This window comes from Pseudomonas sp. 5P_5.1_Bac1, assembly GCF_025466015.1.
Lineage (GTDB): Bacteria > Pseudomonadota > Gammaproteobacteria > Pseudomonadales > Pseudomonadaceae > Aquipseudomonas.
In genome coordinates, this window is the sequence record NZ_JANLNX010000047.1 from 1 (window position 1) to 17,631 (window position 17,631).

The window sequence follows — 17,631 nt, forward strand, 5'->3', positions numbered from 1 at the left end:
CGCGCGCCCCCGCGGGGGGGGGTTTTTTTTGTAGGAGCGAGCTTGCTCGCGAAGCGCCCCAAGAGGTTTAACTGACTGGCATTACCCCGCGCGCCGTCTTTTCCCACTGCCCTCCCGAACGACAACCCTGACGATGTCGGCCCTTCCCTGCGGCCGATGCGGAGACTTGCGATGAGTACTGATAATCCTCAACCGATCGATGCAGCCGTGGTCCCACGCTTTGCCGGAATCCCGACGTTCATGCGCCTGCCGGCGTTCGAGGACCCGGCGCAGGTGCGCATTGGTCTGGTCGGCGTGCCCTGGGATGGCGGCACCACCAACCGCGCCGGCGCCCGGCACGGGCCGCGGGAGGTGCGCAATATGTCGAGCCTGATGCGCAAGGTGCACCATGTGAGCCGGATCGCGCCCTATGACTTGGTGCGGGTCGGCGATCTGGGCGATGCGCCGGTCAATCCCATCGATCTGCTGGATTCGCTGAAGCAGATCGAGGGCTTTTTCAGCAAATTGCATCAGGCCGGCGTGGTGCCGTTGTCGGTGGGCGGCGACCATCTGGTGACGCTGCCGATCTTTCGCGCGCTGGCCCGTCATCGGCCGATCGGCATGGTGCATTTCGATGCGCACTCGGACACCAACGACCGTTACTTCGGCAACAACCCGTACACCCACGGCACGCCGTTTCGGCGGGCGATCGAAGAGGGTCTGCTGGACCCGCACCGCACCGTGCAGATAGGTATCCGCGGCTCGATCTATTCCGCCGAGGACGAAGCCTTCGCCGAGGAATGCGGGATCCGGGTGATTCATATGGAGGAGTTCAACGACCTCGGCGTGGCCGGCACCCTGGCCGAGGTGCGCCGGGTGGTGGGCGATGAACCGACCTACATCACCTTCGATGTGGATGTGCTCGACCCGGCTTTCGCCCCCGGCACCGGCACCCCGGAAATCGGTGGCATGACCACCCTGGACGCCCAGCACCTGATCCGTGGCCTGCGCGGCCTGAACCTGGTGGGCGCCGATGTGGTGGAAGTCTCGCCGCCGTTCGACTTTGGCGGCGCCACCGCGCTGGTGGGCGCGACCATGATGTTCGAGCTGCTGTGCATCCTCGCCGACGCGCTGGCCGAACGCCGCTGAACCCAGGAGAAGTCATCATGCGATTCAGCGAATTCATCGGTTACGACCGGCACGGCGACGTGCGCGAAATCGACACCACCCTGTCCAAGGGCCGCCTCGGCACCCTCAATGTCTGCGCCAACACCCTGGCGTTCAACGGCCCGGCGTGGGTTGGGGTGTCGTCCATGCCGCTGCTCTACACCCTGTCCGGCGAGTTGGCGCCGCTGTCGATCCTGGTGGCGTATTTCTTCCCGATGATGGTCATCGCCTTCAGCCTGATCTACCTGGTCCGCCGCGCCCCGGCGGCAGGCGGGGTGTTTGTGTTCAGCAAACGCTACCTGCACCCGGGCGCCGCGACCATCCTCGGCTGGACCTACGTGATCATGTGTTTCAGCGTCACCGCCATGTGCGCGCTGGTCGGGGCGCAGTACGCGCAGAACCTGCTGGGGCTGGACAGTTCGCCGGCCACCGGCCAGGTGGTCGCCAGCGTCCTCTTGCTGGTGTTCATGGTGCTCAACCTGCGCGGTGTTGAGGCCACGGCCAAGGTCGCCGTGTGCCTGCTGGCGCTGGAGTTGACGGTGCTGCTGGGCCTCGGCCTGGCCGGAATCATCGATCCAAAGGTGCCAGACGTGGGCATTCTCAGTTCCTACCTGCCGACCTCCCTGGACAGCTTCTGGACGGCCATCGGCCCGGGCATGCTGTTCGGCATGTGGATGCTCGCCCAGTTCGATTCCTCGATCAATTTCATCGAGGAGGCCCGCACTCCGGTGCGCACCATCCAGCGCTCGTTCCTGCTCACGCTGACGGCGATGCTGGTGATCTATTCGATCGCCGCGATCGGCTGGAAGATGGCGGTGCCCGCCAGCACCCTGGCCGGTCTGTTCGCCGACAGCGCCCAGGCGATCGGCAGCATCGCCCGGCTGTACCTGCCGGAATGGCTGCTGTGGCTGCCGGTGCTGGTGATCATCACCTCGGCCTGCAACTGCCTGAACATCTCGCTGAATGCCGGGGTCCGCGCCGGTTACCGGATGAGCCGCGAAGGCGACCTGCCGGCGCCGCTGGAACGCCTCAATCGGCGCCAGGTGCCGGCGCGGCTGACCATCATCGGCACCCTGTGCGGGCTGGCGATGGTCTGGGCGAAACCGGTCAGCGAGCTGCAGTGGTACTACGACGTGGTGTCGATCACCATGATGATTTCCTACGCCACCCTGCTGCTCTCGTTCATCCGCGCGGTATTCCGCGAGCAGGCCTTCAGCCGCGCCGTGCTGATGTCCGCCCTGCCGGCCCTGGCCCTGCTGACCCTGTTGTATATCGCCTGGACCGCCGGCACCCAGCCCGCCGACCCGGCCTACCTCTATCACGTCTGGTATTGCGGCGCGGTGATCATCGCCAGCGGCGCCGCCGTGCTGCTCTACAACCGCCTGCGTCGCCGGACGCCTTCGACGAGGATTGTCTCCCCATGATCATGTGGCCCGATCGCAAACGCTTCGCCGTCACCCTGAGTTTCGACCTCGACGCCGAAACCGCCTGGGATACCTCCAGCCTCGATGGGCGGCGCCTGACCCTGCTGTCGATGGGCGCCTACTGCCGCCGCGTGGGGGTGCCGCGCATTCTCGAACTGCTCGCCCGTCACGATATCCGCGCGCAGTTCTACATCCCGGCGCGGGTGGCCGAGATGGACCCCAACGTGGTCCGCGGCATCGCCGACGCCGGTCACGGCATCGGCTGCCACGGTTATTTCCACGAGCGTACCGACGAACAGACGCCCGCGCAGAACCGGCGAATCCTCGAAGACAGCAAGCGCCTGCTGGAACGCACCATCGGCCGCGAAGTGAGCCACTACCGCGCACCGACCTGGGAAATCACCCCGGATGTGGTCGAGGCGCTGGTGGAGCTTGGCTTCAAGAGCGACAGCAGCCTGATGGGCGACGACCGTCCTTATCTGGTGGGCGGGGAGCCTGGCCAGTTGCTGGAACTGCCGGTGAGCTGGGTGCTGGATGACTGGGAGCAGTTCGCCTATTCCGCCGAGCCGGCCATGGGCGGCGTGATCGAGACGCCGGACAAGGTCTTCGAGCTGTGGCGCGCCGAAGTCGACGGCATGCGCGCCTACGGCGGGCATTTCATGTTGACCATGCACCCGCAACTGATCGGCCGGCCCTCGCGAATGCTCATGCTGGAACGGCTGATCGAGTACATCAAAGGCTTCGACGACGCCTGGTGGTGCACCCCGGACGACGTCCACGGCCAGTGGCGCAGCGGCGCCCTCGACCTTCCCCTTTACCCTTATTGAGAGGCAACGCCATGCACGTTCTCGTCACCGGCAGCAACGGGTTTCTCGGCCAGGAAGTGGTGCGCCAGTTGCTGGAGCAAGGCCACAGCATCAGCGGTTTCGACCGCAGTGCCCCGCGCCAGGCACCCGACCATCCATTCCACCAGGGCGACCTGGTGGAGCTCGCCAACCTGATCGACACCGGCAACGCCACGCGCTTCGACGCGATCATCCACACCGCGGCGATCTCCCACCCGGTGGACTCCCGCGACATTCCGCTGCAGACCGTACTGACCAACGCCCTGGGCACCACCCATGTGTTGGAGATGGCGCGGCTGTTCGGCATTCCCCGGGTGGTCAACCTCAGTTCCGAGTGCGCCTACGGGCACAACCAGGACATGGGCGTGATCGACGAATCGGCGCCGCTGAACCCGACCACGCCTTACGGCTGCACCAAGGTCTTCACCGAAAAACTCGGCCAGGTCTACAGCGACCTCTACGGCGTCAGCGTGGTGTCGCTGCGTCCGGGCTGGATCTACGGCCCCGGCCAGTTCATGCAGTGCTACCTGAAAAGCCTGCTGCGCGCGGCCATCGACGACGAACCGCTGCAGGAGCACACGGGCGGTGACTACCGCCTGCAATACGTGCATGTCAGCGATGTCGCGGCCGCTTGCCTGCTGGCGATGACGGTCGACGACAGCCAACTCGAACAGCGCGTGTTCAACGTCACCGCTGGCGAGCAGGAACGGTATGCCGATGTCGCCGAGCGCGTGCGCCGGCTCTATCCCGCCGCGCGAATCAACATCGGCACGGGCGGCATCGACGTTCTCGACGACAACGCCCAGTTCGATATCGGCGCCGCCCGCCGGCAACTCGGCTATCGCCCCGCCTACCTGCTGAGCGACGGCCTTGCCACCTACGCGCAATGGCTGGAAAACCACCCTTACTGATCCGGAGCCTCACGCATGAAGACTTTTCTGGTAACCGGTGCCGCCAACGGCATCGGCCGAGCGGTGGTCCTGGCCCTGGCTGAACAGGGTGACCTCGCGCTGCTCAATGACCTCGGTGACAGCCCGGCGCTGGCCGCGCTGGTGACGCAGTTGCACGCGGCCGGTGTCGAGACGCGGGTGGTGCTCGGCGATGTCTCGGCGCCGGAGACGGCGCGCGAGGCGTTCAGCGGCCTTGAGCGCCTGGATGTGCTGGTCAACAACGCCGGCATCCTCAACGAAGCGCCGATCACCGAGATGACCTTCGAACAGTGGGACCAGATGATCCGCGTCCACCTCTACGGCAGCTTTCTGTTCGCTCAGCAGGCGGCGCGGCTGATGACCCGGCAAGGCAGCGGCGCCATCGTCAATATCGCGTCCGACCTCGGTCAGCTCGGTTGCGCCAATCTTTGCCATTACTCGGCGGCAAAGGGTGGCATCATCGCCTTCACCAAGGCCCTGGCGAGGGAGCTGGCGGCGCACGGCGTGCGGGTGAACGCGGTGGCGCCGGGCGGCACGCTGACGCCGATGGTGGAACGGCTCGGGCCGGACTACATTCGCGAGGAATCCGCGCGCTACCCCTTGCAGCGCCTGGGCACGGCCGAGGAAATTGCCGCGACCGTGGCCTTCCTGGCCTCGGCGCAGGCCAGTTTCACCACCGGCCAGGTGCTCGGGGTCAACGGTGGTGGTGTGATGAACGGCTGAGGCGTCGCGGCAAGGCTGCCCGGCGCCGCCAGTGCAATCCGACAGTGACGAGGCAGCCATGCTGGGAAACCTGAACGACATCGACCTGCGCATGCTGCGCACCTTCTGCACCATCGTTGAGGCGGGCGGCTTCACCGCCGCCCAGGTCAGGCTGAACATGAGCCTGCCGCGCCTCAGCGTGGTGGTCCGCGACCTGGAAATCCGCGTCGGCTACTCGCTGTGCAAGCGCGGCAAAGCCGGCTTCCAGCTTACCGACGAGGGCCTGGCCACCTACAGCGCGGCCCAGGAACTGTTCGCCGACATCGAGCGCTTCCGGCAGACGACCGTCGAAGTCAACGGCCGCACCCAGGAGCACCTGCGCATCGGCACCGTCGACAGCCTCGCGAGCATGCCCGACAGCCCGCTGCCCGCCGCCATCGCCCGGTTTCGCCCGGACAACGCGCGGGTGCGCCTGCAATTGCACGTGATGCGCCCGGACGAGTTGGAACAGGCGGTGCTGGAAGAGCGCCTGCACCTCGCCATCGGCGCCTTCCACCATCGGCTGTCGGGGCTGGATTACCGCGACCTGTTCGAAGAAGAGCAGAACCTCTATTGCAGCCGCGAACACCCGTTCTTCAACCGCGCCGACGACAGCCTCGGCATCGAGGAAATCAGCAGCGCGGACTACGTTGACCGCGGCTACGTCGCGGAAAACCGCCGCCCCTACGAGTTGCGCTTCAGCAACATGATCAGCGCCTTTTCCATGGAAGCCATCGCCCTGCTGGTGTTTTCCGGCACCTACATCGGCTACCTGCCGACCCATTACGCCCGGCAATGGGTGGACCAGGGCCGGCTGCGGGCGATCCTGCCGCAGCGGCTGTCTTACGCCTCGGCGTTCCATTGCATCACCCGCCAGGGGCTGGAGATCCCGCCGGGCCTGGGCAACTTCCTCAAGGCGATGAACCTGCCCGGTGCTTAACGGGCGGCCCAGGCGTTGAAACGCTCCTCAAGTTCCTCGCCGTGGTCCACCCAGAACGTCGAGTCCACCAGCAGGCCTTTGTCCATATTGGCCGGCGCGGTCGGCAACTGGGCCTGGATGGCCTCCGGCAGGTGCGACACCGTCTGCTTGTTCACCGGGCCATAAGGGATGTTCATCGAGAAGGTTTTCTGGTTGTCGGCCTGGCTGGCGAACACGATAAAGCGCTCGGCCAGGGCCTTGTTCGGCGAACCGCGGACGATGGCCCAGTGGTCCGGGTCATACAGCCCGCCGTTCCAGACGATGCCGAGGTTGGTGCCTTCTTTCTGCGCCACGGCGATGCGGCCGTTGTAGGCGGCGGACATCACCACGTCATTGGCCGCCAGCCATTGCGGCGGCTGGGCGCCGGCTTCCCACCACTGGATGTAGGGCTTGAGCTGATCGAGCTTGGCGAAGGCGCGGGACACACCCGCGGGAGTGGAGAGCACTTTATAGAGGTCGTCGCGGGCGACGCCGTCGGCCAGCAACGCGGCTTCCAGCGTGTACTTGGCGCCCTTGCGCAGCCCGCGTTTTCCGGGGAAGCGCTGCACGTCCCAGAAGTCCGCCCAGGACGCCGGCGGGGTGTCGAGCTTGGTCGCGTTGTAGGCCAGCACCATCGACCACACGTAGCTGGCGACGCCGCACTCACTGACGGTATTGGCGATGTAGTTGTCACCGCTGCCCAGCAGGGCCGGATCGAGCCGCTCGAACAGCCCTTCCTCGCAACCGCGCAGCAGTTCCGGGCTTTCCACCTCGACGATGTCCCAGGAAATCTGTCCGACGCTGACCATGGCTTTGACCTTGGACAGCTCGCCGTTGTAGTCGCCAGCCACCACCTTGCCCGCCCCGCTCTGCTCGAACGGTTTGAAATAGGCCTGGTCCTGCGCCGCCTTGGTGGCGCCGCCGAAGGAAATGATGGTCAGCCGGTCGGACGCCGCCATGGCCTGGTTTCCCGCCAGCAGCGCTGCCGCTGCGACGATGCACGCACGCAAATTCAAAGACATTGAAACACCCTCCCTACGCTCAAGATGAATGCCGGGGGCCGGTGTGAAATCCCGTGCGCACGCCAGCGGCGTTCGCGGGTTTCATGACCCCGACACGGTTGCAACACGACAGTCTTAAAAGGGCAGTAAGGCGGGTGCGCGATCGTTCTTGTGGATGCGGTCGTGGGATTGCCGCGAAGTTCGACACCTGCCGGAGAGCGAATCAGTTGGCCGCTCATTGTCGATCGCCGGAGCGATCACTTGTTATTGGCTTGAGCCGATAATGCGTCAGTTGGGCCGGCAGGCAAATTATGAAAATTGTTATCGCTGGGCATGAAAAAGCTTTGCAGGCAAATGCCGTGGTGATGCGCAACCTGTAGGAGCGGCTTTAGCCGCTCCTACAGGTTCATCCGCGTCGGCTGTCAGATGTGTTCGGCGGGCATTACAGATCAAGCACCAGGCAGCCACTTCTGGCGCGTGAACAGCACGGCGTGAACTGGTCGTTACGCGCCCGTTCCTCGGCGGTGAGGAACTGGTCGCGGTGGTCCGGCTCGCCGTCGAGCACGCGGGTCAGGCAGGTGCCGCAGATGCCTTGTTCGCAGGCCACCGGGATGATGATCCCGGCCTCGTCCAGCACGCGGGTGATCGACTGGTCCGCGGGCACCGCGAACACTTGCCCGGTGCTGTGGATGCGCACTTCGAAGGCGTCGTCCTCGCCCTTGGCCACCGGCGCGGCGCCAAAATACTCGCGGTGCAGCCGCGCCTCGTCCCAGCCCGCCGCCCGCGCGCCGGACAGCACATGTTCCATGAAGCCGCCCGGGCCGCAGACATACAACTGGCTGTCGCCGGGTTCCGCTTCCAGCACAGCCTGCAGATTCAATCGCTGTGCCGCCGCGCCGTCATCGAAGTGCAGTTGCACCTGCGCGGCGAACGGCATGGCCCGCAGCCGCTCGACGAACGCCGCGCTGTCCGGCGAGCGGGCGCAATAGTGCAACACAAAGTCGCCGCCCTGCCGCGCCAGGCTCTGGGCCATGGCCAGGATCGGCGTGATGCCGATACCACCGGCAAACAGGATCGAACGCCTGGCAGGCTGCAACGGGAACAGGTTGCGCGGCTCGCCGACCGTGATCACCTGGCCGACCCTGAGCAACTGGTGCACGGCGCTGGATCCACCGCGAGACGCGGGATCACGCAGCACGCCGATGCAGTAGCGCTCGCGCTCGTGCGGGCTGTTCCACAGCGAATACTGGCGCACCAGGCCGTTGGGCAAGTGCACGTCGATATGCGCGCCGGCATCGAACGCGGGCAGTTCGGCGCCGCTGACACTGGCCAGTTCGAGGCTGAGGATGTCGCGGGCGACCAGGCGCATCGCCTTGATCACAACTTCCATCACGACGCACTCCGGGCAATCACCGGCGCTGCCGTCGCCTGCTCGGCGGCGATGATCCGCTCGATGATGCGCCGCGACTGCACCCCGCCGGCATCGATATTGAGCTTGAGCAGCGCGCGCTGCGGGTATTCCAGCAGGTTGCGCTGCTGGCGCTCGAGCATCTCCAGGTCTTCGGCGAAGATCTTGCCCTGGCCGACACGGATGGTTTCGGTGAGGTCCGGGTCATCGGCCTTGAAGTTGCGCGCCATGCCCCAGAAGTACCAGATCGAGGTGTCGCTCTCGGGGGTGATGAAGTCGACCACGATACTGCCGGCCTTGAGCGCGGCTGGTGCGTCGTAGCCACCGCTGCCCGCATGGGCCACGCCGACTTCGATCAGCACATGGCTCGGCGGGCTGAAACGGCAGATCTGCCAGCGGTCCACCGGCACATCGTCGGCCAGGCCATTGCCGCGCAGCGCCGCCTGCCAGAACGGCGGCGGCAGGATGTTTTCCATAAAGCGGCTGGTCACCACCGTGTCGCCTTCGACGCGGGTGGTCACCGGGGCTTCGTCGATTTCCTTCTGGCCGATGCTCGACGCATGCACGTAGGTCTCGTGGGTGAGGTCCATCAGGTTGTCGATCATCAGCCGGTAGTCGCAGGCGATGTGGTACAGCCCGCCGCCATAGGCCCACTCGGGGCTTTCGGCCCAGTGCAGGTGAGGAATCAGCGCGGTATCGGCCAGCCCCGGCTCACCCGGCCAGACCCAGATGAAGCCGTGGCGCTCTTGCACCGGAAAGCTGCGAATGGCCGGAAAGCCCTGCACCCGCTGGCAGGGCATGGCGGCGGTCTTGCCGTCGCAGTCCATCACCAGGCCGTGATAACCGCAGACCAGCTTGCCGTCGCGGACAAAACCCAGCGACAGCGGCGCGCCGCGATGGGGGCAGAAGTCTTCCACCGCCGCCACCTGCTGCTGGTGGCCACGGTAAAACACCATGTTCTCGTTGCAGATTTTGCGCCCCAACGGCTTGGTGGCGATTTCATCAGGCGTGCAGGCGACGTACCAGGCGTTCTTCGGATGCATGGGTGTGGCTCGTTTTGTTGTTGTGATGGATCCAGAGATTGAATATCCAGCGGACAAAACACAACAAAACAGCCGTTACTGGATCCAATAACAGTTCGATAATCGCACGGCATTTGCGTCGAACCTCCTTTCGCAGCCGCGCGCAAAGCGGGTAAAGTCCCGCGCTGGAAAGCCTTTGGCCCGTGGAGTCGCCTGTGAGTGGATCTGGACAGCGTGTATTGAACCTGCTTCGCAGGATGATCCTCGACGGGCGCTTCGCCCCCGGCGAGCGGATCGCCGAGATTCCTACCGCCGAATTGCTGGAAGTCTCGCGGATGCCGGTGCGCATGGCGTTCCGCGCGCTGGAGCAGGAGGGCTTGCTGGTACGCCAAGGCGCGCGGGGGTTCGCGGTCAAGCAGGTCACCGCGCAGACGCTGTCCGACGCGGTGGAAGTGCGCGCGGTGCTTGAAGGTCTGGCGGCGCGCCAGGCGGCGGAAAGCGGTCTGTCGAAAGCCGCCCGCGCGGTGTTGCTGGAATGCCTGGAACAGGCCGACCGGCTGTTCGACAAAGGCCATGTCACCGAGGACGACCTGGCGGCGTACCACGACATCAACAAGCGCTTCCACCAGACCATCATCGAGGCCAGCGGCAACGGCGCGGTGGCCGAAGCCTTGTCGCGCAACGAGCACCTGCCCTTCGCCTCGGTCAGTTCGATTGCCGTGGACCGCAACAACCTCGACCAGGAATTCCGCCGCTTCAACTTCGCCAACATGCAGCACCACATGATCGTCGACGCCCTGCTGGCCGGGCAGAGCGCCCGCGCCGAAGCGATCATGCGCGAGCACGCCAACGTCACCATCCGCTACATGAAAATCTTCAGCGGGCCGCGCCAGGACGGGCTGAAAATCATCCAGTAGAAATGCCCTTCGCGCATATTCATCGCTAAAAAATATGCGCCTTGTTATTAACAAAGCACCAACGGATATTTCACAAGCAGGCCGCTTGCCCCTACCGTGTTCGCCATCCCTTCCCGTGATGAAGAACGCCTGCCATGTCCAACGCCGCCACCACCGACCTGCTGCAACAACGCTACGGCGAGCAGCATGCCGCCAACGCCCTGAACAACCCGGTGATCGATCACCTGCTCAATCACCGCAGCGTGCGCAGCTACAGCGACCGCGCCCTGCCCGACGGCACCCTGGAAACCCTGATCGCCGCCGCCCAGTCGGCGGCCACCTCGTCCAACCTGCAGGCCTGGAGCGTCATCGAGGTTCGTGATCCGGCCCGCCGGGCGCGCCTGGCCAGGCTCGCCAACAACCAGCGGCATATCGAACAGGCGCCACTGTTCCTGATCTGGCTGGCGGATTTCTCCCGCGCCCAACGTATCGCCTCGCAGCACGACACCGAGCTGCGCGCACCGTCCTATCTCGACAGCCTGTTGGTGGGCAGCGTCGATGCCGCGCTGGCGGCGCAAAACGCGGTGGTCGCCGCCGAAGCGCTGGGCCTCGGCACCGTCTACATCGGCGCGCTGCGCAATGACCTGCAAGCGGTGGTGGATGAGCTGGAACTGCCGCCGCTGGTCTATCCGGTATTCGGCCTGTGCGTGGGCTACGCCGCCACTGACAGCGCCATCAAGCCGCGACTGCCGCAGGCGGTGACCCTGCACCACGAAACCTACCAGGTCGATGCGGCCCAGGAACAACGCCTGATCGGCGACTACGAAGCGCTCGCCGCCGCGTTCAGCCGGGCGCAAGGCCAGAACACGCCGGGCTGGAGCGAACAGGTGATCAACCGCCTCAAGGACGAGTCGGCCCTGCATGGCCGCGAGCGCATCGGCAAGGTCCTCAACGACCAGCAACTGGCACTGCGCTGAGCCGCCCGCCCTCATTCTTTTGCATGGAAGTCCGCCCTGAACAGCATCGCCCAACCGACACACACCGAACGGCAAGCTGACCCTGCCCCGCCACTGGGCAACGACGCCACACCCGAGGGCACCTTCCAGCGCAAGGTGCCGATGATCATCGGCTGCGCGCTGTTCATGGAACTGCTCGATTCCACCGCCGTGCTCACCGCGCTGCCGCAACTCGCGGCGGACTTCGGCGAGCCCAGCGTGCGCATGAACCTGGTGGTCACCCTGTACCTGCTGGCGGTGGCGATGTTCATTCCGCTCAGCGGCTGGCTGGCCGAACGGCTTGGGCCGCGACGGGTGTTCATCGCCTCGATCTTGCTGTTCGTCTTCAGTTCGCTGGCCTGCGCCGCCTCCAGTGCCCTGTGGCAACTGGCGTTGGCGCGGTTCTTCCAGGGCATGGCCGGCGCGCTGATGGTGCCGGTGGGCCAGGTGATCCTGCTGCGCTGGTCGAGCAAAGGCGATCTGCTGCGGGCCATGGCCTACCTGACCATGCCCGCCCTGCTCGGCCCGGTGTTCGGGCCGCCGCTGGGCGGCATGCTGGTGACCTGGCTGTCGTGGCACTGGATCTTCCTGCTCAACCTGCCCATCGGCCTGCTGGGGATTTATCTGGTGCTGCGCCATGTGCCGAACTATCCCGGCCAGGCCAGCCAGACCCTCGACCTGCGCGGTTTCCTGCTCGGCAGCCCGGCCCTGGCCTGCCTGGTGCTGGCCTTCGAAACCCTTGGCCACGGTTCGCTGAACCGGACCTGGTCGTGCCTGCTATTGGCGATCGGCGTGCTGTTCGCCGGCCTTTACGTGCGCCATGCGCGGCGCGCCAAAGCGCCGCTGCTCGACCTGTCGCTGCTGCGCATCGCTACCTTCGGCCTGGTGCTGAACGGCGGTTTTCTGTTCCGCCTGGGCGCTGCGGCGCTGCCGTTCCTGTTGGTCCTGCTGTTTCAGGTCGGCTATGGGCTGAGTGCGTTGGAGGCGGGCTTGATGACCTTTGCCGGTGGCGCCGGCGCGCTGCTGATCAAGTTCATTTCGGTGCCGCTGGCGCGGCGTTTCGGCTTTCGTCGGCTGCTGGTCTACAACACCCTGCTGGCCAGCCTGTCGATGGCGGCTTGCGCGCTGTTGAGCGCCGACACCGCGCCGCTGCTGGTGATGCTGATGCTGTTCGCCGGCGGGCTGTCGCGGTCGTTGCAGATGACGGCGATGGGTGCCCTGACCTACGCCGACATCCCCGCCGAACGCTCCAGCAGCGCCGCCACCCTGTCGGCCACCAGCGTGCAGATCAGCATGAGCCTGGCGGTCTGCGTGGCCGCCATGCTGCTCGGCCTGATCCAGTTGCTCGGCGGCCACGCCCAGCCCAGCGCCGGTGATATCCAGCTCACCCTGTTGGCGATGAGCCTGATCTGCCTGGCGTCGGTCCTGGTGTTCCGCCGGCTGGAGGGTGACTGAGCGCCGTCAGTAGCGCCGCGTACTCATCAACTCGTCCAGCACCCGGTTCGGCACGCGGAACGGAATCGCCGCATGGTCCTCGCCCGCCTCGATCTGAAAATCGCTGCGCAGGCCGTACTGCGAGAGGTTTTCCAGACGCAGTTGCAGCGAGCGGACATCCTGGATTTCCTGCGGCATTTCCCGGTCGCCGGCGATCAGGGTCAGGCTGCGGTGGATCAGGTCCAGCTTGCCGGCGTGGGCCTGGCGGGTGAACGCCCGCTCGTGGGCCAGCAGGTAGCGATCCTGCCACCACAGGCTCGGGCTGATGGCGACGTAGTGCTGGAACAGCGCCGGACGGGTGAACAGCGTGTAAATGCCGAACATCCCGCCGAACGAATGCCCGACCAGGCTGCGTTGGTCCTGGTCCACCTTGAAGCGCTCGTTGACCTTGGGCATCAGGCGCTTTTCGATGAAGTCGAGGAACACGTCCTGGCCACCCTGCGGCGGCTCGTTGCGCTCCGCCGGGGCTGGCGGCGACAGGTCGTAGGCGCGACGGACGAAGTCCAGCGGCGTATCGCTCGGATAGCCGATGCCCACCAGAATCGCCCCGCGCAAGCGATCCTGCGCCCGCTTGGCGGCATGGAACGCCGGGAAATAGGCGTTGCCGTCGAGCAGATAGATCACCGGATAGCCGCCGGTCCAGGGCACCTCGCCTTCCGGCAGGCTGATCATGATCCGGTACTCGCGGCCTTCGGCACTCTTCATCAGCCATTGCTCGGTGCCGTCCAGCGTCACCGGGTCGGCCTTGGCCAACGAGGCGGCGGCCAGCAAACAGGCGCCGGCCATTTTCAGAATTGACTTCAACATGCGCTTCCCTCCCCTTACCAGCGGTAGCTCAGGCTGGTGACCACGCTGCGCGCTTCACCGCGGTAGCAGTAACCGTCCTGGCAGTTGATGAAGCGCTCGTCGAACAGGTTGCGCGCGTTGACGCCCAGGCGCACACCGTCCAGGCCGCCGCCGAAGTCGTAATGAATGCCGGCGTCGACCAGGGTGTAGGCCTCGTTCTTCACTTCGTTGCTCGGGTCGCCGTAGGTGCTGCCGGTGTAGCGCACGCCGCCGGAGAGACCCAGGCCGAACGGCAGCTTGTAGTCCAGCCACAGCGACGCGAGGTGGCGTGGCACATTTTTCGGCACCTTGCCCTGGTCGCCATTGTTGCCACGGGTGACTTCGGCGTCGTTGAAGCTGTAGCTGGCGGTCATGCGCAGGTGCTCGCCGAGGTCAGACACGGCTTCCAGCTCCAGGCCACGGGAAACTTGCTCGCCGGTCTGCACGTTGTTCAACGGATTGAGCAGATCGCGGGTCTGCACGTTGGTCTGGGTCAGGTGATAGAGCGACCCGGTCAGCAACGTGCTGCTGCCCGGCGGCTGGTATTTCAAGCCGATTTCGTACTGCTCGCCTTCGGTGGGCTTGTAAGGCTGGCCGCTGGCGTTGTTGCCGGTCACCGGCAGGAACGACTGCGCGTAGCTGGCGTAAGGCGCCAGACCGTTGTCGAACAGGTAGAGCACGCCCGCCTGCCAGGTGGTGGCCGAGTCGCTGGTCTTGCTGTTGAGACCGGTCAGGTTGTCGTCGCGGCGCACATGCACCCAATCGCGGCGCAGGCCGGCGGACAGGCGCCAGCGGTCCAGCTCGATCTGGTCCTGCACATAGAGGCCGCTGCGTTGCTCGATGCCGTCCTGGTCGGCGAGCGCGTCGGTGGGGCGGGTCACTGGCTGGTGATAGTCCGGCGCCCAGCGGTCGATGCTCGGCGCCGCGCCCCAGGCGTACAGCAGCGAAGTGTCCAGCCAGGCGTAATCCACGCCGCTGATCAGGGTGTGCTGCACGTCGCCGGTGGCGAAGCGGCTGACCAGCCGGGTGTCGGTGGTCACCGAGCGCATGTCTTCGTAGAGCCCCACCGCGTAACGGTCGAGGGTGTGGCCGTCACTGGAGCCGGTGGGCTGCAGGTACTGGTTGGTGGTGCTGACCTCGCCGTAGCGCAGGTTCTGCTGGAGGCTGAAGGTTTCGTTGAAGGCGTGCTCGAACTCGTAGCCGAAGGTCCACTGCCGCTGGTGGAGCTTGTCGTAGTACTCGTCGCCCTGCCAGAAGTTGGTGAGGTGATCGCCTTCCTGATAGAGCATCGGCGAGGCGGCGGTCTGGCGTTCCTGGTACTGCGCCAGCAGGGTCAGGCTGGTGTCGGGATCGATCTGCCAGCTCAACGACGGCGCCAGCAGGCGCGACTGGTTGTCCATCTGCTCGACCGAGTAGCCGGAATCGCGGTACAGGCCAACGGTGCGGAACAGCACATCGCCCGCCTCGTCGAGCTTGCCGCCGATGTCGAACTGGCCTTGCTCGTGACCGTAATTGCCACCCTGCACCTGCACCTCGTTCCTGGCCAGCAGGCTCGGCCGCTTGCTCACCCGGTTGACCATGCCGCCGGGGCTGATCTGCCCGTACAGCACCGAGGCCGGGCCCTTTAGCACTTCGATGCGCTCAAGGTTGTACGCCTCGGTGGAATACAGCGACAGCCAGCCGCTGCCCGGCTGGCGCAGGCCGTCGAGGAAGTCGGCGGCGATGGTGGTCTCGAAGCCGCGCACCTGGATGTTGTCGAAACGCGGGTCCAGGCCCGAACTGCCAACCCGCACACCGGCGGCATAGGCCACGGCGTCCTCGACCTTGTTGACCTTGCGGTCGGCGATCTGCTCGGCGGTGACCACGCTGATGCTCTGCGCGGTTTCGAGGATCGGCCGGTCGCTCTTGGTGGCGCTGCTGGCATTGCTGGCGAAGTAGCCCGGCACCGGGGCAAAGGCGCTTTGCAGCGCGGTGGTCTCGATGCTGGTGGGCGCCAGTTGCAGGCTGGCATCTGCGTCGCGCAGCACCACATAGCCGGAAGCGGTCTTGTGGGCGACCAGGCCGCTGCCTTTGAGCAGGGTCGCCAGGCCGTCTTCCAGCGAGCCGCCTTGCGCCAGGCCCGCGGTGTTGAGGCCGCGCACGTCTTGCGGCGAATACGAGAGGATGATCCCCGCCCGCTCGGCAAAGGTACTCAACGCCGCGCCCAGCGGACCGGCCGCGATGGCCGGGGCGACCGTGACCGGCGCCGCGGTTTGCGCCAGCACGGGCAGGCTGGCGACGCCGCCGCCCAGGGCGATCGCCAGGCACACGGCGCGGGGCAGATGACGGGGCTGGAACGGCAATGGCTGGGGTCGGGCAGAACGCATGACGGAGTCCAAATGAGGGAGTGATCTTCCCTAACCGGACGAGTCCTTGAAGTCCGACAGAAATTTTCCGGTTTTTTTAAACGGCGACCACGCGCACCCACCAGCGGGTGCGTTCGACCACCTTCACCGGCAGCAAATGGGTGATGTTGTCCAGCATCGACGCTGGCTCGTCCAGGCGAAACACCCCGGACAGGCGCAGGTCCGCCACCGCCGCGTCACAGCCCAGCCAACCCTGGCGATAGCGCCCGGCTTCGGCGAGGAAGTCGGCCAGGCGGATGTCGCTGACCACCAGCAGGCCGCGGGTCCAGGCGAACGGGTCGAAGGCGCCCTTGTCCAGCGCGGTCATGCTGGTCGCCGAGACGCCCAGCCCCTCGCCCGCGCGCAACAGGCGTTGCCCGGCGGCGGCGGAGACCTGGACCTCGCCCCGGTCGACGCGAATCTCGCTGTAGCCGTCGCGCTCGCGCAACAGCACCCGCGCCTCCTGCCCGGTGCACTGGGCAAAGCGGCAGCGCGCCCGCCAATGCGCGCCTTCCACCAGCACCTCGCCGGAGCGCAGCAGCAGTTCGCCGCCCTGCACGTCGGCCGAACTGTCGGTGTTGAGCAGGACCTCGGCGCCGTTGCCCAGGCCGACCCGCCGACGCTCGCCCGTGAAGGTCGCGTAGTCGGCGCGCCAGCCCGGAGGCGAACTGACCGCCACCAGCGCCGTACCGCCGACCAGCAGGCCAAGCAGCTTCAACGTGCGGCGACGGCCGACGTCGGCTTCGGCGCGGCGCAGCAGCGGGATGGTCTGTCCGGCGTCGGGCAACTGGCTGGCCTGGAACAGCCCGGCCATCTGCTGCAGGCGCTGCCAGGCCAGTTGGTGCCGGGGATCGCGGCGTAGCCAGTCCTGCAACTGCTCGTTCAATTCAGGGTTGCCGGCATTGCCGCGCAGGCGCATCTGCCACTCGATGGCCTTGTGCACGATGGCTTGCGGAACTGGCTGACCGGACGCACTCATGACGCGTCCTCGAAGCACACCTGATAGCAGTGCCACAGGGCGCTGGCGACATGGCGCTCGACCGTGCGGCTGGAGACGCCCAGTTGCCGCGCAACCTGGTCGTGGGTCAGGCCGCCGAGCTGGTACAGCAGAAAGGCCTCGCGCACCGCAGGCTTCAGGCCATCCAGCAGACGGGCGATGCGCTCAAGGCATTGCAAGGCTTCGTGGCGCACGTCCGGCGCGGGATGACTGGCTTCCGGCAACTGCGCCAGGGCTTCGAGATACGCCCGCTCCAGCGCGTCGCGGCGCCAGTGGTCGATCACCAGCCCGCGGGCGATACGCGCCAGCAAGGCCCGCGGCGCCCGGTCACTGACCGGCTGACCGCGCACCAACAGGCGCACGAAGGTGTCCTGGGCGAGGTCCGCCGCCTGCTGCGAACACCCGACCGAACGCCGCAGCCAGCCATTCAGCCAGCCGTGGTGAGTGCCATAGAGCACCTCGAAAGGAACGATCGAATCCGCTTCATGTAGCGACATGCCAAACCCCGCAGCAGGAAAACGCCACGGGTTGGCGTGGCGAACGCGGGCACATTAATAGCGAATCAT

16 protein-coding genes are annotated in these 17,631 nt (G+C 66.1%); 9 read left to right on the forward strand and 7 right to left on the reverse strand.

Annotated features, from left to right (window positions below; all coding sequences use genetic code 11):
• Positions 1-171 precede the first annotated feature (171 nt).
• From speB to NTD82_RS09225, 6 genes are read left to right on the forward strand one after another with little or no spacing between them, the layout of a single operon-like run.
• Positions 172-1,128 carry an agmatinase gene (gene speB / locus NTD82_RS09200; RefSeq protein ID WP_262128523.1) on the forward strand — a complete coding sequence of 319 codons (957 nt, stop codon included), beginning with the start codon at positions 172-174 and terminating at the stop codon, positions 1,126-1,128.
• A 17-nt stretch (positions 1,129-1,145) separates the two neighbouring features.
• Positions 1,146-2,570 carry an APC family permease gene (locus tag NTD82_RS09205; protein ID WP_095156753.1) on the forward strand — a complete coding sequence of 475 codons (1,425 nt, stop codon included), beginning with the start codon at positions 1,146-1,148 and terminating at the stop codon, positions 2,568-2,570.
• Entirely contained in the window at positions 2,567-3,397 is an 831-nt protein-coding gene (locus NTD82_RS09210) for a polysaccharide deacetylase family protein (protein WP_262128524.1), read from the forward strand. Before NTD82_RS09205 ends, NTD82_RS09210 begins: the two co-directional genes overlap by 4 nt.
• 11 nt (positions 3,398-3,408) lie before the next feature.
• Positions 3,409-4,326 carry an NAD-dependent epimerase/dehydratase family protein gene (locus NTD82_RS09215; RefSeq protein WP_262128525.1) on the forward strand — a complete coding sequence of 306 codons (918 nt, stop codon included), beginning with the start codon at positions 3,409-3,411 and terminating at the stop codon, positions 4,324-4,326.
• Between the two features lie 15 nt (positions 4,327-4,341).
• The gene (locus tag NTD82_RS09220) at positions 4,342-5,067 is read left to right on the forward strand and encodes an SDR family NAD(P)-dependent oxidoreductase (RefSeq protein ID WP_262128526.1); all 726 of its coding nucleotides are present in this window, start codon (positions 4,342-4,344) and stop codon (positions 5,065-5,067) included.
• Positions 5,068-5,125: 58 nt separating this feature from the next.
• Positions 5,126-6,025: a LysR family transcriptional regulator gene (locus NTD82_RS09225; RefSeq protein WP_262128527.1), complete on the forward strand. Its 900-nt coding sequence runs from the start codon at positions 5,126-5,128 to the stop codon at positions 6,023-6,025.
• Here NTD82_RS09225 and NTD82_RS09230 read toward each other — a convergent pair.
• The 3 genes from NTD82_RS09230 to NTD82_RS09240 form a co-directional block, all read right to left on the reverse strand.
• Positions 6,022-7,065, reverse strand: coding sequence for an ABC transporter substrate-binding protein (locus tag NTD82_RS09230; RefSeq protein WP_262128528.1), 1,044 nt, complete (start codon positions 7,063-7,065; stop codon positions 6,022-6,024). The genes NTD82_RS09225 and NTD82_RS09230 overlap by 4 nt on opposite strands.
• Before the next feature lie 421 nt (positions 7,066-7,486).
• Positions 7,487-8,437 (reverse strand): PDR/VanB family oxidoreductase, encoded by a 951-nt coding sequence (locus tag NTD82_RS09235; RefSeq protein ID WP_262128529.1) that lies wholly within the window; start codon positions 8,435-8,437, stop codon positions 7,487-7,489.
• Positions 8,434-9,495 (reverse strand): aromatic ring-hydroxylating oxygenase subunit alpha, encoded by a 1,062-nt coding sequence (locus NTD82_RS09240; protein ID WP_262128530.1) that lies wholly within the window; start codon positions 9,493-9,495, stop codon positions 8,434-8,436. Before NTD82_RS09240 ends, NTD82_RS09235 begins: the two co-directional genes overlap by 4 nt.
• A 194-nt stretch (positions 9,496-9,689) precedes the next feature.
• Here NTD82_RS09240 and NTD82_RS09245 point away from each other — a divergent pair, with 194 nt between their 5' ends.
• The 3 genes from NTD82_RS09245 to NTD82_RS09255 all read left to right on the forward strand — a co-directional run bounded on the left by NTD82_RS09245 (position 9,690) and on the right by NTD82_RS09255 (position 12,820).
• On the forward strand, positions 9,690-10,391 hold the full coding sequence (locus NTD82_RS09245) for a GntR family transcriptional regulator (protein ID WP_262128531.1): 702 nt from the start codon (positions 9,690-9,692) through the stop codon (positions 10,389-10,391).
• A gap of 134 nt (positions 10,392-10,525) precedes the next feature.
• Entirely contained in the window at positions 10,526-11,347 is an 822-nt protein-coding gene (locus NTD82_RS09250) for an NADPH-dependent oxidoreductase (RefSeq protein WP_262128532.1), read from the forward strand.
• 141 nt (positions 11,348-11,488) lie between these two features.
• Positions 11,489-12,820, forward strand: a complete 1,332-nt coding sequence (locus NTD82_RS09255; protein ID WP_262128533.1) for an MFS transporter — start codon at positions 11,489-11,491, stop codon at positions 12,818-12,820.
• 6 nt (positions 12,821-12,826) lie between these two features.
• Here the strand turns inward: NTD82_RS09255 and NTD82_RS09260 are convergent, their stop codons facing one another.
• The 4 genes from NTD82_RS09260 to NTD82_RS09275 all read right to left on the reverse strand — a co-directional run bounded on the left by NTD82_RS09260 (position 12,827) and on the right by NTD82_RS09275 (position 17,562).
• Positions 12,827-13,666, reverse strand: coding sequence for an alpha/beta hydrolase (locus NTD82_RS09260; RefSeq protein ID WP_262128534.1), 840 nt, complete (start codon positions 13,664-13,666; stop codon positions 12,827-12,829).
• Between the two features lie 14 nt (positions 13,667-13,680).
• Positions 13,681-16,050, reverse strand: a complete 2,370-nt coding sequence (locus NTD82_RS09265) for a TonB-dependent siderophore receptor (protein WP_262128535.1) — start codon at positions 16,048-16,050, stop codon at positions 13,681-13,683.
• A 76-nt stretch (positions 16,051-16,126) separates the two neighbouring features.
• The gene (locus tag NTD82_RS09270) at positions 16,127-17,047 is read right to left on the reverse strand and encodes a DUF4880 domain-containing protein (protein WP_262128536.1); all 921 of its coding nucleotides are present in this window, start codon (positions 17,045-17,047) and stop codon (positions 16,127-16,129) included.
• Complete coding sequence (locus tag NTD82_RS09275; RefSeq protein WP_262128537.1) at positions 17,044-17,562, reverse strand: sigma-70 family RNA polymerase sigma factor; 519 nt, start codon at positions 17,560-17,562, stop codon at positions 17,044-17,046. The genes NTD82_RS09270 and NTD82_RS09275 overlap by 4 nt, the downstream gene beginning before the upstream one ends.
• Positions 17,563-17,631: the final 69 nt, after the last annotated feature.